This window comes from Halalkalibacter akibai JCM 9157 (assembly GCF_000513135.1).
Taxonomy (GTDB): domain Bacteria; phylum Bacillota; class Bacilli; order Bacillales; family Bacillaceae_D; genus Halalkalibacter; species Halalkalibacter akibai.
In genome coordinates, this window is sequence record NZ_BAUV01000001.1 from 95107 (window position 1) to 111443 (window position 16337).

Annotated in this window: 14 protein-coding genes and 1 pseudogene; 13 read left to right on the forward strand and 2 right to left on the reverse strand. The window is 40.0% G+C overall.

The window, feature by feature from the left end; genetic code table 11:
* The first annotated feature begins 12 nt into the window (after window positions 1-12).
* Window positions 13-267: an HPr family phosphocarrier protein gene (locus JCM9157_RS00485; protein WP_035660953.1), complete on the forward strand. Its 255-nt coding sequence runs from the start codon at window positions 13-15 to the stop codon at window positions 265-267.
* Window positions 268-495: 228 nt separating this feature from the next.
* On the opposite strand, the gene clpP is transcribed toward JCM9157_RS00485, so the two are convergent.
* Complete coding sequence (gene clpP / locus JCM9157_RS00490; RefSeq protein WP_035660956.1) at window positions 496-1080, reverse strand: ATP-dependent Clp endopeptidase proteolytic subunit ClpP; 585 nt, start codon at window positions 1078-1080, stop codon at window positions 496-498.
* 406 nt (window positions 1081-1486) lie between these two features.
* Between clpP and rpoN the strand changes: the two genes are divergently transcribed.
* The 8 genes from rpoN to eno all read left to right on the forward strand — a co-directional run bounded on the left by rpoN (window position 1487) and on the right by eno (window position 10981).
* Window positions 1487-2806, forward strand: coding sequence for an RNA polymerase factor sigma-54 (gene rpoN / locus JCM9157_RS00495; RefSeq protein ID WP_035660958.1), 1320 nt, complete (start codon window positions 1487-1489; stop codon window positions 2804-2806).
* Window positions 2807-3503: 697 nt separating this feature from the next.
* A complete protein-coding gene (locus JCM9157_RS00500; protein WP_035660959.1) occupies window positions 3504-3755 on the forward strand; it encodes a glutaredoxin family protein in 252 nt (83 codons plus the stop codon).
* Between the two features lie 129 nt (window positions 3756-3884).
* Window positions 3885-4916 carry a sugar-binding transcriptional regulator gene (locus JCM9157_RS00505; protein WP_035660961.1) on the forward strand — a complete coding sequence of 344 codons (1032 nt, stop codon included), beginning with the start codon at window positions 3885-3887 and terminating at the stop codon, window positions 4914-4916.
* Window positions 4917-4977: 61 nt separating this feature from the next.
* Window positions 4978-5985, forward strand: coding sequence for a type I glyceraldehyde-3-phosphate dehydrogenase (gap, locus tag JCM9157_RS00510; RefSeq protein WP_035660962.1), 1008 nt, complete (start codon window positions 4978-4980; stop codon window positions 5983-5985).
* Window positions 5986-6075: 90 nt separating this feature from the next.
* Window positions 6076-7260, forward strand: a complete 1185-nt coding sequence (locus tag JCM9157_RS00515; RefSeq protein WP_035660964.1) for a phosphoglycerate kinase — start codon at window positions 6076-6078, stop codon at window positions 7258-7260.
* A gap of 26 nt (window positions 7261-7286) precedes the next feature.
* Complete coding sequence (gene tpiA, locus JCM9157_RS00520; RefSeq protein ID WP_035660965.1) at window positions 7287-8042, forward strand: triose-phosphate isomerase; 756 nt, start codon at window positions 7287-7289, stop codon at window positions 8040-8042.
* Window positions 8039-9574 (forward strand): 2,3-bisphosphoglycerate-independent phosphoglycerate mutase, encoded by a 1536-nt coding sequence (gene gpmI, locus JCM9157_RS00525; RefSeq protein ID WP_035660967.1) that lies wholly within the window; start codon window positions 8039-8041, stop codon window positions 9572-9574. The genes tpiA and gpmI overlap by 4 nt, the downstream gene beginning before the upstream one ends.
* Window positions 9575-9691: 117 nt before the next feature.
* Window positions 9692-10981, forward strand: coding sequence for a phosphopyruvate hydratase (gene eno, locus JCM9157_RS00530; protein ID WP_035660969.1), 1290 nt, complete (start codon window positions 9692-9694; stop codon window positions 10979-10981).
* A gap of 576 nt (window positions 10982-11557) precedes the next feature.
* Here eno and JCM9157_RS00535 read toward each other — a convergent pair.
* The gene (locus JCM9157_RS00535) at window positions 11558-12253 is read right to left on the reverse strand and encodes a hypothetical protein (protein ID WP_035660971.1); all 696 of its coding nucleotides are present in this window, start codon (window positions 12251-12253) and stop codon (window positions 11558-11560) included.
* Between the two features lie 157 nt (window positions 12254-12410).
* Between JCM9157_RS00535 and JCM9157_RS00540 the strand changes: the two genes are divergently transcribed.
* The 4 genes and pseudogenes from JCM9157_RS00540 to JCM9157_RS00555 all read left to right on the forward strand — a co-directional run bounded on the left by JCM9157_RS00540 (window position 12411) and on the right by JCM9157_RS00555 (window position 16300).
* Window positions 12411-12743 carry a YuzC family spore coat inner layer protein gene (locus JCM9157_RS00540; protein ID WP_035660972.1) on the forward strand — a complete coding sequence of 111 codons (333 nt, stop codon included), beginning with the start codon at window positions 12411-12413 and terminating at the stop codon, window positions 12741-12743.
* A 237-nt stretch (window positions 12744-12980) separates the two neighbouring features.
* Window positions 12981-13664, forward strand: a complete 684-nt coding sequence (locus JCM9157_RS00545; protein WP_035660974.1) for a cyclase family protein — start codon at window positions 12981-12983, stop codon at window positions 13662-13664.
* A gap of 356 nt (window positions 13665-14020) precedes the next feature.
* Entirely contained in the window at window positions 14021-15370 is a 1350-nt protein-coding gene (locus JCM9157_RS00550; protein ID WP_035660975.1) for an FAD-binding oxidoreductase, read from the forward strand.
* A 160-nt stretch (window positions 15371-15530) separates the two neighbouring features.
* A pseudogene (locus tag JCM9157_RS00555) lies at window positions 15531-16300 on the forward strand (ABC transporter permease).
* Window positions 16301-16337 lie beyond the last annotated feature (37 nt).

The window sequence follows — 16337 nt, forward strand, 5'->3', positions numbered from 1 at the left end:
GAAATGATTGATATGTTGAAAAAAGAAGTTACAATCAAAAGAAAAACAGGTTTACAAGCAAGACCAGCCGCATTATTTGTTCAAGAAGCGTCTCGCTTCCTAGCCGATGTTTACATCGAAAAGGACGAGAAAAAAGTAAATGCGAAAAGCATTATGGGATTAATGAGCTTAGCGCTTGGTCAAGGCACTGTGATTACGCTAATTACAGAAGGTAAAGACGAAGCTGAAGCTCTTGAAACATTAAGTGCTTTCATTGAAACTGAATAAAAGCAAACACCGTTGCCTGTTTAGGAAACGGTGTTTTTTATTTGTCTCTCTCAGTAACTTTCTCCTTCGGCTCCGTTGCATTGCGCTTCAGGCACTTGCTTTCCGGGGTAAGCCAAGTACGACTTCGTCTGTGGTGTCTTGCCCTTTCCTCTTTTCCCGCAGGAGTCAAGTGCCTTCCGCTCTGCAAAAAAACAAGCCAGAACAAATCGTTCTAGCTTGTTAGTCAAATTATTTAGATGCAGGAATGACTTTGTCGATCAAACCGTATTCTTGCGCTTTAGCTGCAATCATAAAGTTATCGCGGTCTGTGTCGCGCTCAATTACTTCAAGAGGTTGACCCGTACGCTCTGATAAAATTTTGTTTAAGCTCTCACGCATTTCGATAATACGTTTTGCGTGAATTTGAATATCAGAAGCTTGACCTTGTGTTCCACCAAGTGGTTGGTGAATCATTACTTCACTGTTTGGAAGAGCAAAACGCTTGCCTTTTTCCCCAGCAGCTAATAAGAAGGCACCCATAGATGCAGCCATACCGATACAAATAGTTGATACTTTTGGCTTTATGTACTGCATTGTGTCATAGATTGCCATACCAGCTGTGATTGATCCACCAGGGCTATTGATGTAGATTGAGATGTCTTTCTCTGGATCTTCTGCTTGTAAGAATAAAAGTTGAGCTACGATAGAGTTTGCAACATTATCATCGATCGCGCTACCAAGCATGATGATACGATCTTTTAATAAACGAGAGTAAATGTCATAAGCGCGTTCGCCTCGGTTTGTTTGTTCAATTACTGTAGGGATTAGATTCATTGAAATTCCTCCTTCAAAATGGTAGTGACTTTAAAAGCTTGCATGGTTACTACGACCATGCTTTTAATGAGTGCCTGTTAGAAACATGCATTCATTATAAGTTATGTACATCATACAAAAATGGTCAAAGAAGGTCAAATGATTTACCTTCTCTTTTTTTAGAGGTGCCCTAAAATAACCTCTTATACATACTATTCCATACTAAGATCTTTAAACCCTCCTTTCATAATATCCGTTTTTAAAATATCTAAACGGTATAGGTAAGCTTTAACATAGTTTTAGCAACTTAAATCCTTTATAATAGGAATAGGAATGAAATAAACATTGAGTAGCATACATATCAGTAAGCGCTTACAATATATAAGAACCGTTGGACTGTTATGAACATGAACGGAGGGGAAGATCTTTGCAGTTTGGTTTATATCAACAACAAACAACGAGTTTAGTCATGACACAGGAATTACGTCAAGCGATTCACCTTTTACAATACTCAGCTGTAGAGCTTGTGAATTATCTGAATGAGCAATCTCTTGATAACCCGTTACTCGATGTAAAGGAATCCAAGAAAAATGAGGATTATTCCTTTTTGACCTCAAACCGAAGAACTCAGCAGGAAAGCCAGCCCTCAATTATTGATTATGCTCATATCAACCGGAAAACGCTAAATGATCATCTACTAGCACAAGTTCAAGAATTAAAGCTATCAAAAAAACAGAAAAAAGAGATGAATTATTTAATTTACAGTTTAAGAGAGGATGGATATTTAGCGAGACCTCTTTCTGAAGTTTGTGAAGAACTGCAATTGGATCTTGAAGAGGGCGAAGAACTACTTTTTACGCTACAAAGTTTTGAACCTGCAGGTGTCGGAGCACGTGACTTGCAAGAATGTCTGCTTTTACAGTTGGAAAGGTTAGAAAATAGAAATTTCCTAGCTGAACAAATCATCACGCATTACATGGAGCCTTTCGCAAAAAGAAAGTGGAAAAACATCTCTTTAGTTTTAAAAGTCACTCTTGCTGAAATTCAAGAAGTAAAAGATCTGATCCAAACACTTGACCCTAGACCAGGCACCCAATTTATATCCGAGCCGGTTCAGTTTGTAAAACCTGAACTCAGGATTGTCCCATATGAAGGAGATTTGCTTGTCCATATAGAAGATGACCTCATTCCGAATGTAGGATTAAATCATCATTATGAGCAATTGCTTCAGCAAGAAGGAGATTCTGAATCAACTCAATATGCCAAGCAAAAAGTTCAGCAAGTACAATGGTTAGTAAAAACGATTCAACAACGAAAACAAACAATCTTAAAAGTCGCTGAAGCAATAGCCAGACACCAGAAAGAATACTTCTTGAATAAAACCGGAGTGTTAAAACCATTGACACTTAGAGAAATAGCAGATGAAATCGAAGTGCACGAATCAACGGTCAGCCGTGCTACATCGAATAAATATGCTGATACCCCAAGAGGTGTGATTGAACTTAAGTCATTATTCACTTCATCATTGCAAAATGAGTCAGGTGATACGACATCAAGCCAATCCATAAAAAACTGGATGAAAGAACTGATCGCAACCGAAAATAAACAAAAACCATTATCAGACGCCAAAATCGCAACCTGGCTCCAAACCGAAAAACAAACAAACGTATCAAGAAGAGCTATCGCCAAATACCGAGACGAACTAGGCATCCCCGCCTCAAGTAAGAGAAAACGGTATGAGAGTTAATCCCAAAAGGCTGTTTGCGTTTTGGGATTAACTCAGTAATGAGCGAAACCACTGCCAAGAATCATCAGATGCAAAAACCTAAGAGGACACAGATGCCTCTATTACAAGAAAAAAGCAGAATTATAACAACAAACGGACCCAGGAGCTCTTATCTAGGGAAAAAGCGGCTCAGATCTACTTGATTCAAGGGAATAAGGAACCATTAGTCCGCTAACCGTCCACAACTAGCGGTTTCTAGCTAAATAAGAGCCTCTGAGTCCGCTAAAAAAACCTAAGAGGACACAGAGGCCTCTATTACAAAGAAAAAAGCAGAATTATAGTAACAAACGGACCCAGGAGCCCTTATCTAGGAAAAAAGCGGTTCAGATCTACTTGATTCAAGGGAATTAAGGAACCAGTAGTCCGCTAAACACCCACAACTAGCGATTTTTACCCAAATAAGAGCACCTGAGTCCGCTCAATAATTTGTGGGACTCAACTTCACTAGGATATTGCTGAGCACAAGTGAAATGAAGCGGTGAAGACCTTTGACTCGTGCGAGAAAAGAGGAAAGGGCAAGACACCACAGACGAACGTCGTGGGGCTTGGCATCCTCCCCGCTGAAAGCAAGTGCCTGCAACTGCAGCGCAATGGTGCAAATCGATATAGCTTAATACGAACTACCAACATTATAGTATAGAAACGAGTGATCAACCCCATGCTACAAGTAACAGTCATGTCAAAAATCGACTGCCCCCTATGTGACAAAGGCATCGAAGTAATCAAACCATTAGCTGAAGAATTTCAATTTGAGATAAAAGTAGTTGACATCTACCAAGATGATGCCCTCTTGGAGAAATATCAAATTATGATTCCAGTCGTGTTAATTAACAACGAAGAGGTTGATTTCGGTATCCTCTCTAGGGAAAAAATAAGAAAGCGTTTACTTGAATTAAATGGGCAAATTTAACTTGTGTTTAGACCTAATCTTTTGTAAGATGAACTTGTAGGAAGGATTTGGTCTTTTTTTGATTAGATCGGGACACGAAAAGTCTATGCGGGACATATTGAGTCCTACCTTGAAAAGGAGTAAGGCTCTATGCAACTATTGTTAGACATTCAGAAAAAATTATTACCTGATTTGCTAGATGTTATGGTAAAACGGTATCGAATCCTACACTACATTAAGCTCATGCAACCGATAGGTCGTAGAAGTTTATCTGCAAACTTACAGCTATCAGAGCGTGTTCTTAGAGGAGAAGTAACCTTTTTAAAAGAACAAGGGCTTGTGCATTTTGCGACGGCTGGAATGAGTATTACCGAAGAAGGAGAACAGCTTTTTCTTAAATTAGAAGAAGTGATGAAAGACCTACTTGGACTCAGAGAGCTGGAAAACAAGCTAGAAACGGAACTTGGGGTTAAACAAGTGATCGTGGTTGCTGGCAACAGTGATCAGGATACTTGGGTAAAACGCGAGATGGGCCGGGCTTGTATCAAGGAATTAAAAAGAATCCTCGAGCCAAAAGATGTTGTCGCTGTAATGGGTGGAACTACTTTAGCAGCAGTTGCAGAAATGATGCAGCCGGATTCAAGAACGAGAGAAGTTGTTTTTGTACCAGCAAGGGGTGGTCTTGGCGAGCAGGTTGAGAACCAAGCTAATACAATTAGCTCTCAATTAGCAAGAAGAGCTGGAGCTCAATATCGACTTTTACATGTTCCAGATCAAATTAGTCAAGAAGCTTACGCATCACTCGTATTAGAACCATCCGTTAAGGATATCCTAAATTTGATCCAATCAGCATGTACCGTTATTCATGGGATTGGAGATGCGACTACAATGGCATCCAGACGAGATTCTAAAGATTCATTTCTTGATAAATTAAAAAGTGAAGAAGCTGTTGCAGAAGCATTCGGTTACTATTTTAACCGAAGCGGAGAGCCGATTCACAAGCAAAGAACCATTGGGTTGCAGCTCGATGACCTTGAAGAAGACAAGTATGTAATTTCCGTTGCTGGAGGAAGCTCAAAGGCGGAAGCCATTGCTGCTTATATGAAATACCGTCCAAGCGATGTGTTAATTACAGATGAAGCAGCTGCAGAATCTTTATTACATCTTTTTGATCATTCGTAGATAAAAGGGCAATGCTCTTTTTGATAAATCTAAAACAGAAGCACTAGGAGGAGATTTGAACATGGCAACAAAAATTGGTATTAATGGTTTTGGACGTATTGGACGTAACGTATTCCGTGCAGCGCTTAACAACCCTGCAGTAGAGGTAGTAGCAATCAACGATTTAACGGATGCTAACATGCTTGCTCACCTTCTTAAATATGACACAGTACACGGCAACTTAGATGCTGAAGTAACTGTAAACGGCAGCACATTAGTTGTTAACGGACAAGAAGTTAACATCTCTGCTGAGCGTGACCCTGCGAAACTTGACTGGGCTGGACGTGGAGTAGAAGTAGTTGTTGAATCAACTGGTTTCTTCACTAAGCGTGAAGACGCTGCAAAACACATCGAAGCTGGTGCAAAGAAAGTAATCATCTCAGCTCCTGCTTCTGACGAAGATATCACAATCGTAATGGGTGTTAACGAAGACAAATATGATGCAGGAAGCCACCATGTAATCTCAAACGCTTCTTGTACGACTAACTGTCTTGCACCTTTCGCAAAAGTTCTTAACGATAAGTTCGGAATCAAGCGTGGTATGATGACAACTGTTCACTCGTACACAAATGACCAACAAATCCTTGACCTTCCACACAAGGACTACCGTCGTGCTCGTGCTGCTGCTGAGAACATCATCCCAACTTCTACAGGAGCTGCAAAAGCAGTTGCTCTTGTTCTTCCTGAACTTAAAGGTAAATTAAATGGTGGAGCTATGCGTGTTCCAACTCCAAACGTTTCTTTAGTTGACTTAGTTGCTGAGTTAAACCAAGACGTAACAGTTGAAGATGTGAACAATGCTCTTAAAGAAGCTGCTGAAGGTCCATTAAAAGGAATTCTTCACTACAGCGAAGAGCCACTAGTATCTAGTGATTACAACGGCAACCCGCATTCTTCTTCAATCGATGCTCTTTCTACAATGGTTATGGAAGGCAGCATGGTAAAAGTAATCTCTTGGTACGATAACGAGTCTGGTTACTCTCACCGTGTTGTAGACCTTGTTGATTACATCGCGAAGCAAGGACTATAATAGGTAACAGTTGGTAAGAGGAGGAAGAAGGTTTGCTTCTCCTCCTTTTTATTCTGAAAAAAACAATCGCCGATACAGGAGGTCCTAGCAATGAACAAACAAACAATCCGTGATATTGACCTAAAAGGAAAAAAGGTATTTTGTCGTGTTGATTTCAACGTTCCAATGAAAGACGGCCAAGTAACAGACGAAACTCGTATTCGTGCGGCTATTCCGACGATTCAAGCGTTAGTGGAACAAGGCGCAAAAGTAATTTTAGCTTCTCACCTTGGTCGTCCAAAAGGGGAAGTAGTGGAAGAGCTTCGTTTAACTCCAGTAGCTGCTCGCCTAAGCGAACTTCTTGGCAAAGATGTTCAAAAAGTCGATGAAGCTTACGGACCACAAGCAGAAGCAGCAGCAAACGCGCTTTCTGAAGGCGACGTCCTTTTACTTGAAAACGTTCGTTTTTATGCAGGTGAAGAAAAGAATGATCCTGAACTAGCAAAAGCATTTGCTGCTCTTGCTGATGTTTATGTAAATGACGCTTTCGGTGCGGCTCACCGTGCGCATGCGTCAACTGAAGGTATTGCTCATCACTTACCAGCAGTTGCCGGCCTTTTAATGGAAAAAGAACTAGATGTTCTAGGAAAAGCACTTTCGAATCCAGAGCGTCCTTTCACGGCAATCATCGGTGGAGCAAAAGTAAAAGACAAAATCGGTGTGATCGACAACCTTTTAGACAAAGTTGATAATTTAATTATCGGTGGCGGACTTGCTTACACGTTTGTGAAAGCATTAGGTCATGAGGTTGGGAAATCTTTACTTGAAGAAGATAAGATTGATCTTGCTAAACAATTCATGGAAAAAGCGAAGGCAAACAATGTTAATTTCTATATGCCATTAGATGTAACAGTTGCCGATGATTTTTCAAATGATGCGAACATTAAAGTCGTTAATATCAACGAAATTCCAGCTGATTGGGAAGCTCTTGATATCGGACCAAAAACTATTGATACATATCGTAAGGTGATCTCTGAATCAAAGCTTGTGATTTGGAATGGACCAATGGGTGTGTTTGAATTAGAAGCATTTTCAAAAGGAACTCGCGGTGTAGGTGAAGCTCTTGCTGACAGTACAGATACGTACTCAGTAATCGGTGGTGGAGATTCAGCTGCAGCAGTTGAGAAGTTTGGTATCGCAGATAAAATGAGCCATATCTCAACAGGTGGCGGTGCATCCCTTGAATTCATGGAAGGGAAAGAACTTCCTGGACTTAAAGCATTAAACGATAAATAAGACTTGAAACGGAGAGGTGTTTACTTATGCGTAAGCCTATTATTGCAGGTAACTGGAAAATGAATAAAACACTTGGCGAAGCAAAGCAATTTGTTGAAGCAGTGAAAACAGCGATTCCAGCAAATAGTGAAGTGGATGCAGTCGTTTGTGCTCCAGCTCTATTTTTAGAAAGCTTAGTATCGGCTGCAGAAGGCACAGACCTTAAAGTCGGAGCTCAAAATGTACATTTTGAAGAAAATGGTGCATTTACGGGTGAAATTAGTCCAGTTGCTTTAGCGGACATGAAAGTGGATTATGTCATTATCGGACACTCTGAGCGTCGTGAAATGTTTGCTGAAACAGATGAAACAGTGAACAAAAAAGTTCATGCTTCGTTCAAACACAATCTAGTGCCAATCATGTGCTGCGGTGAAACAGATGCAGAACGTGAAGCTGGCAAAACAAATGATGTGGTTAAAGTTCAAGTAGAAGCTGGTCTTGCAGGTCTTACAGATGAGCAAGTGAAAAACACAGTGATCGCTTATGAGCCAATCTGGGCAATTGGAACAGGTAAATCTTCTTCTGCAACAGATGCAAATGAAGTATGTTCTTACATCCGTAAAGTCGTTGCTGAAGCTTTTTCTACAGAAGCCGCTGAAGCTGTTCGTATTCAGTACGGCGGTAGCGTAAAGCCTGCTAACATTAAAGAATACATGGCGCAATCTGATATTGACGGAGCTTTAGTTGGTGGTGCAAGTCTTGAAACTGATTCATTCCTTTCACTTTTGGAGGAAGGCAAATGAGTAAAAAGCCAGTCGCTCTCATAATCCTAGACGGATTTGCAATGAGAGAGGAAGTAAAAGGAAATGCCGTTGCTCAAGCCAACAAGCCGAACTTTGATCGTTACTGGAACCAATACCCTCATGCAACGCTTGAAGCGCAAGGGGAAGCAGTAGGTTTGCCTGAAGGTCAAATGGGGAATTCTGAAGTAGGGCACTTAAACATTGGTGCTGGACGTGTTGTGTATCAAAGCTTAACTCGCGTGAATTTATCGATTCGCGAAGGTGATTTCTTTGAAAATCAAACGTTCCTTGATGCAATGAACCATGCAAAAGAAAAGAAAAGCGCGTTGCATGTCTATGGCTTGCTTTCTGATGGAGGCATTCATAGTCACATTGATCACCTTTTTGCTTTACTTGAACTTGCGAAACGTGAACAAGTAGAAAAAGTGTATATTCACGGTTTCCTTGATGGACGCGATGTTGGACAAACATCAGCTGAAGTTTACGTGCGTGGGTTACAAAGTAAATTAGAAGATTTGGGTGTAGGTGAACTTGCTTCCCTTCACGGCCGTTATTACGCGATGGATCGCGACCGTCGCTGGGAACGTGTCGAGAAGTCTTACCGTGCGATGGTATACGGAGAAGGCCCAACTTACACAAATCCGATTGATGTTGTAACGGACAGCTATAAAAATGACATTTTTGATGAGTTCATCATTCCTTCTGTTATAACAAAAGAAGATGGAACACCAGTTGGAACGGTAAAAGACGATGACGCGGTTATCTTCTTTAACTTCCGTCCTGACCGTGCGATTCAAATGTCACAAGTATTCACGAACGAAGACTTCCGTGGCTTTGATCGTGGTGAACAACATCCAGAGCGTCTTCACTATGTTTGTTTAACTCATTTCAGTGAGACGGTTGATGGGTTTGTTGCATTCAAACCAACCAACTTAGACAATACGCTCGGTGAAGTATTAGCTCAACAAAACTTTAAACAGCTTCGTATCGCGGAAACAGAAAAGTATCCGCATGTAACGTTCTTCTTTAGTGGAGGTCGTGAGGAGCCGTTTCCTGGTGAAGAGCGCATCTTAATTGATTCGCCAAAAGTAGCAACTTATGACTTACAGCCAGAAATGAGTGCTTACGAAGTAACGGACGCGTTACTAGCAGACATTGCAGCTGATAAGCATGATGCGATTATTTTAAATTTTGCTAACCCTGACATGGTTGGACACTCAGGCATGCTTGAGCCAACAATTAAAGCAGTTGAAACGGTTGATGAGTGCTTAGGTAAAATTGTCGATGCGATTGTCGCAAAAGGAGGAGCTGCAGTTATTACCGCTGATCACGGAAATGCTGATGAAGTGCTCACACCTGAGAACAAGCCAATGACCGCACATACAACGAACCGTGTACCAGTGATTGTAACGGAAAATGGCGTAACATTACGTCAAGATGGAAAGCTTGCTGACTTAGCACCAACTGTTTTATCCTTACTTGGTGGCAAACAACCTGAAGAAATGACAGGTGTTACATTAATTCAAAAATAATTTTTAAAAAGAAGGAATGAGATCGTTAAAGTCGAACGATAATACGGTTGACATGATTTTGCTGATTTTTCCTAACACTAAAATAAAATGATGAAAAATTTAAGGAGTGACTTAACAATGACAATGATTACAGATGTTTATGCTCGCGAAGTATTAGATTCTCGTGGTAATCCTACAGTTGAAGTTGAAGTATACCTAGAATCTGGCGCAATGGGACGCGCTTTAGTTCCAAGTGGTGCTTCTACTGGTGAATACGAAGCAGTTGAGCTTCGTGATGGTGGAGAGCGTTATATGGGTAAAGGAGTTCTTCAAGCAGTTGATAACGTAAACGAAGTTATCGCTCCTGAGCTAATCGGTTTCGATGCTCTTGATCAACTTGGAATTGACCAATTAATGATCGAGCTTGACGGAACAGAAAACAAAAGCAAGCTAGGTGCTAACGCAATCCTTGGTGTATCTATGGCTGTTGCTCACGCTGCTGCTGACGCTCTTGGTGTTCCTTTATACGTGTATCTTGGCGGATTCAACGCTAAGCAACTTCCAGTACCAATGATGAACATCATCAACGGTGGAGAGCACGCTGACAACAACGTTGACATTCAAGAATTCATGGTTATGCCTGTTGGCGCTGAAAACTTCCACGAAGCACTTCGCATGGGTGCGGAAATTTTCCACAACCTGAAGTCTGTTCTTAAAGGCAAAGGCTACAACACAGCTGTAGGTGATGAAGGTGGATTCGCTCCTAACCTTTCTTCAAATGAAGAAGCACTTTCAACAATAATTGAAGCAATCGAAAAAGCTGGTTACAAGCCAGGTGAAGAAGTTATGCTTGCAATGGACGTAGCTGCTTCTGAAATCTACAACAAAGAAGACAAAAAGTACCACTTAGCTGGTGAAGGCAAAAGCTTCACTTCTGAAGAAATGGTTGATTTCTACGAAGAGCTTGTTTCTAAATACCCAATCATCTCAATTGAAGATGGTTTAGACGAAAACGACTGGGATGGTTTCAAAATCCTAACTGAGCGTCTTGGCGGAAAAGTTCAACTTGTTGGTGATGACTTGTTTGTTACAAACACAGCGAAACTTTCTGAAGGTATTGAAAAAGGAATTGGTAACTCAATCCTAATCAAAGTTAACCAAATTGGTACATTAACTGAAACATTTGAAGCAATCGAAATGGCGAAGCGCGCTGGTTACACAGCAGTTATCTCTCACCGTTCTGGTGAAACAGAAGATGCAACAATCGCTGACATCGCAGTTGCAACAAATGCTGGCCAAATCAAAACAGGTGCTCCTTCACGTTCTGACCGTGTAGCGAAGTACAACCAACTTCTTCGCATCGAAGACGAGCTTGCTAACGTAGCAACTTACGGTGGCTTAAAAGCATTCTATAACTTGAAGAAGTAATCATATACGGAAGACGTGTGGTTTGGATTAAACCGCACGTCTTTTTTTGGTGTTGGGGGAGCTTGGAAAATGTGGGGGAATGTTATCATGAAGTGGATGAAGACCGAAAGTGGTTGAAAGAAACACAGAAAAGGTCATCATCAAGCTGATGAAGACCGAAAGCATCTGAAAGTTAAAGAAAAAAGGTCATCATCAAGCTGATGAAGACCGAAAGCATCTGAAAGTTAAAGAAAAAAGGTCATCATCAAGCTGATGAAGACCGAAAGCATCTGGAAAGCTGAGAAAAAAGGTCATCATCAAACTGATGAAGACCAAAAGCATTTGGAAGACTGAGAAAAAAGGTCATCATCAAACTGATGATGACTCAAAGCATCTGGAAGGCTGAGAAAAAAGGTCATCATCAAGCCAATGAAGACCAAAAGCATCTAGAAATCTCAGAAAAAAGGCCATCACAAAGCCACTAAAAGTCCAACAGCCCCTCCTCCCCGACAAATAACTTTTTCAATCTAACTCTTCCTAAAAACAGCTAAACCTAACTATGCTAATAAACAATAAACCAACACCATATCCTTCTATCTAAATAGTCCATTCATCATGAATCACCGATACTAAATACCACTTATCATTCTCTTCTATTAAAACAAGGCGTAAACTTCTCCAGTCCATTCCTTCATATTGTTCTTCAAACCCACTAAAGTGGTATTCAACGACCGTTCCATCCGGATAAATTTCTTTTGTGTTATCAAGAGTATTTCCGTGTCCTAAACGTTCATCAACAGCTTTTTCTTCTGCATGGACATAATCAGCATCATAAACAAATCGGTCATAGTAATCCGCAAACGTTTTTTCAATTGGATCCCCTTTACCATCAAAATATCCCCAGTGATAAACCTGTTCATTTTCCCATAAGCCGGCTACTTCCTCTTTTGAGAAAACCAAATCTTGATCAACATCAATATAACCGTATGGAGAAAAACGAACCCCGTGCTCTGGATGAACAAATGTCGCTACCTTTTTCATATTTTTGTCTTTCAAAAGCTGAACAACCTGATCGGCTGTTTCTTCTACCGTTAATTGAATCTTCTCCGGTTCCTCAGACTTTGCTTCTTCAACAACTTCTTCATCTAAAGTGGGCTCTGTAGTTGGTTGTTCCTCTACTTCTTCCTCTGCTGGTGCAGTTTGTTCATTATCCATAGGCTCTTCTGTAGATTGCATACAGCCCGTTAGGAATAATGAAAAAGCCAACATAAGCTTTATAAAGGTATTACTCATTTGAATCCCTCCTCTTTTTCACTATACCCAAATTTCCCTGTCTTTAACTAGCTTATGCGTGTTCTAAAAACTAGACATCATCTATGCAAAAGGAGTTTTCACTTCCTACTGGCTTCTACATATACTATAAAAGCGAAAAAGTTTGGAGGTAACCTTTATGTTTACCGAGGTTTTTTATCAGTTTTATCCTGAATCGAATCGACAGTTCCCACCTGTAAATATTTCCTCCTTTCAGCAATCATTAACTGCCTACCAGTCGCTTTTAGAGCAAGGAAGGGCAATCATTAACGGGTTACTCGGGTCAGAGGAACGAATGAGGCGTTTAATGGATGCTGCGCAACGAAGTGCAGATGAAGAGGTTGATCAAATTATTAGAGAGACGGGAGTCACTAAAACGGTTGAAACTGCTTATAATCCAACGGGAGTTACTTTCACTCTCCGTGAAGAAGGCTGTTGTACGTTAATGATGAATCTCCGCTGGGGATTTTAATGATTGGTGTCAAGAGGTGAGGTCACTCTTTTTGACACCGATTTTTTTATGAGCTGGACAAGCTGAGGAACTAGGAAAAGTTTGTTAGATTTGATCACTTAAATGACCAATATTTATGAGTTTTCCATTACTCTAAGGCTAGAATATTTCGATTAACGGTTTAATGCTGTGATTGTCAAATCTTTAGCTCATTTTGAAGAAGAAGTTTTGACCATCAAATAAGAAGGAGAGACCAATATGACATCAAAAATCGTTGATTTAACTCAAGAAATTTATCAGGGTATGCCAGTTTTGCCTGTTCAACAACAAACGGTTATATTTTCAAATGTCTCTCATGAGATGACAAAACGTAAATTAGGATTTGAATTTGCGACAAATAGTTTGATTATTAATGAGCACAGCCCGACTCATAGTGATGCGATTTTTGAATATGATCCAGATGGTCCAACGATAGATGAGATGAGTTTAGAATCATTTTATGGGCCAGCTATTTGTCTTGACGTTTCTCATGTTTTGCCTGATCAATACATTAAGAGACAAGACTTGAAAATGGCGTTGCAGCAGTCAGGACAGAAAATTGAAGAAGGTGACATTGTGTTGTTGTATACAGGTCACTATGAACGCGCTTACGGTAAGGAGGATTGGTTTAAGCGTCACCCAGGCTTGCACTATTTAGCGGCTAAATGGTTAGCTGACCTAGGAGTGAAAAACATCGGCATTGATGCACCGTCAATTGATCATCCGGAGGATTCCAAATTCTCAGGTCACCTTGTTTGTCGAGAATATCAAATTACCAATACGGAAAATTTATGTAATCTGCAGCAAGTGATAAATTTGCGATTTATTTACATGGGTTTACCGTTGAAAATAAGAAATGGAACCGGTTCTCCGATTCGTGCAGTCGCTTTACTAATTGATTAATGGAGAGTCAAAAACAATGAAAAAAATGGTTACAATAAACGTAAGGTTATCTTCCACCTAAACACACCTTTTTCATGACACCCTTGAAAAAGATGTGTTTAGGTGTTTTTACTTCAATTAAGAATGCGATTAGTTTGTAGTTTATTTTAGTTATTTTTCACAAAAACACGAAGATGACAGTATTTATTTAATTGAAACGTTCGTAAAAAGTCAGTCAGGAAATCTCACTAAAATGAACAAAACAGAGAAAAGTTCCATTAATCTAAGCCTATATTCATTCGAAGTGCATAAAAATAATTCGAAATATTGTGTTAATTAACCAACTATGAAATGAATGAAAGAAAGGGGTTGAGGGAATGGTAGATCACTTTTTTACGAAGCTTATAGAGTTAGCTCCTGAAGCTGTTGTCAAGGATACAGAGATAGTTGCAAAACTCTCAAAAGACTACTACTGGTATTCACCTATTTTAGAAAAGGATTTAGCGGGTAAGCAAGCTGAGTATGTCATAGTACCTGAAACCGAGAAAATCCTAAAGGATACTTTGCAACTAGCGGTTGAGGAAAAAATTCCTGTAACGTTACGTGGAGCTGGTACTGGGAATTACGGTCAGGCTGTTCCAATGACTGGCGGATTAGTTGTTGATCTTAGCAAACTGAACAAGGTCATTGAGATTGGAGACGGTTTTGTAAAGGTTCAAGCTGGAATGAGGATACGTGAACTTGAAAAGCAAATTTCAAACACGGGACAAGAGCTAACGATCTATCCATCTACTTTTGTTAAAGCAACTATTGGCGGGTTTATTGCTGGAGGATCTGGAGGGATTGGTTCCGTAACGTGGGGTAACCTTTGGGATGGAAATGTGTTATCGGCTAAAGTACTTACAATGGAAGAGGACATACAAGAGCTGATTATAGAAGGGGAAGAACTTATGGATTATATCCATAGTTACGGTACGACAGGAATTATTACCGAAGTCACCATCCCGATCAAGCCTGTGACAAGTTGGGTACAGGAGCTCATCAGCTTTACTCATTTACAAGAGGCTTTTCAGTTTTCCAAACAAATTGCTCAAGATAACAGTTTGAAAAAAAGGCTCGTTTCCGTTTGTGAGGATCCGATTCCAAGTTTTTTTAGACCTTTAAAAAAGATCGTAACAAACAAAGATCAACATCTTGTCTTAATCGAAATCGCTGAACAAGATCACGGACGTTTAGTGGAAATTGCCCATACACACAATGGAATAAGTATTCATACCGTTGAGGCAGAATTTTACCGGAAAGGAATTGGGATATCAGATTTCACTTGGAATCATACAACGCTATGGGCACTTAAAGCCGACAAGAGCTGGACGTACTTGCAAAATTTTTTCTCATTAGAATCCGTTCTTAGCCAAATTGCTCAAATAAAAGAACGCTTTGGTGATGAAGTGTTAATACACGTAGAATGGCTTCGCGACCGAGGTAAGTTGATTCCAGCTGGTTTGCCACTAGTAAAATATCAATCAAAAGAAAGACTATATGAGATTATTGATTTTTTTAACGAAATAGGGGCTTCTGTTAATGACCCTCACACTTACTTACTTGGGGCGGGAGGATGGAATCTTCAATTAGAGTCGATAGCAAAGAAAAAGAAAGAAAATGATCCGTTTAAATTACTCAATCAAGAGAAGCTACCAGCCTATGACTTAATAAAAGATTATTTATGAGTGGGGGAGAACATGATGAATGTTAAAGGACCAAAAGGTACAGGAGGCAACTGGGAGGTGTTTGTAAATGTCTAGACAAGTAGTCAATAGTTCTAGTGAGATTTCTGTACCGAACACAAGTAACTCGATATCTTTCATAAAAAAGAAAGGTTTTGAATGGATGGGGAAAGTGTTACCTCCAGTTATTGCTTTAATTGTCTTTGTGGCGATGTGGCAGATTATTGTCACGTTAATCGGAATTCCACATTATATTTTGCCGAAACCAACAGATATAGTAGAGGCAGCTGTTAAAAATTGGGCGAACCTATCAAGTGCACTCGTTACGACGATTGTTGAATCGGTGCTAGGTTTTGTTTTTAGTTTGATCGGTGGAATAGCGTTGCCGTATTAATGGCTAGTTCAAAATGGGTGGAAAGAAGTTTTTATCCTTATGCAATAATCTTACAAACTATTCCCGTTGTCGCTATTGCGCCGATCATTGTCATTTGGTTTGGCTCTGGGATGAGTGCAATTGTAATTATTGCGTTTACGATTGGTTTTTTTCCAATGCTTTCCAACACATTAATTGGCTTAAACGCAACAGATCATAATATGAAAAATTTATTCTATCTTTATAATGCGTCTAAATGGCAAGTCATGTGGAAGTTGCGTTTCCCAGCGGCTCTTCCTTATATTATTGCTGGTGCAAAAATTTCTTGTACATTAGCGGTAGTCGGTGCAATTGTTGGAGAATATATCGCCGGTGTTGGTGGTGGCGCAGGTGGGTTAGGTTATGCTATTACGGTTGCGGCATCTAGGCTGCAAACACCTTACTTATTTGCATTAGGCTTGTCAGCAGCCGTACTGGGTATCACTTTCTTCTTAGTTGTCAGTTATATCTCAAAATTCTTTTTAGGATCATGGCATGAATCAGAAATGGAACAAGAATAGAAGCAATCATTCAAGAAGTACAAACTAAAATTATATA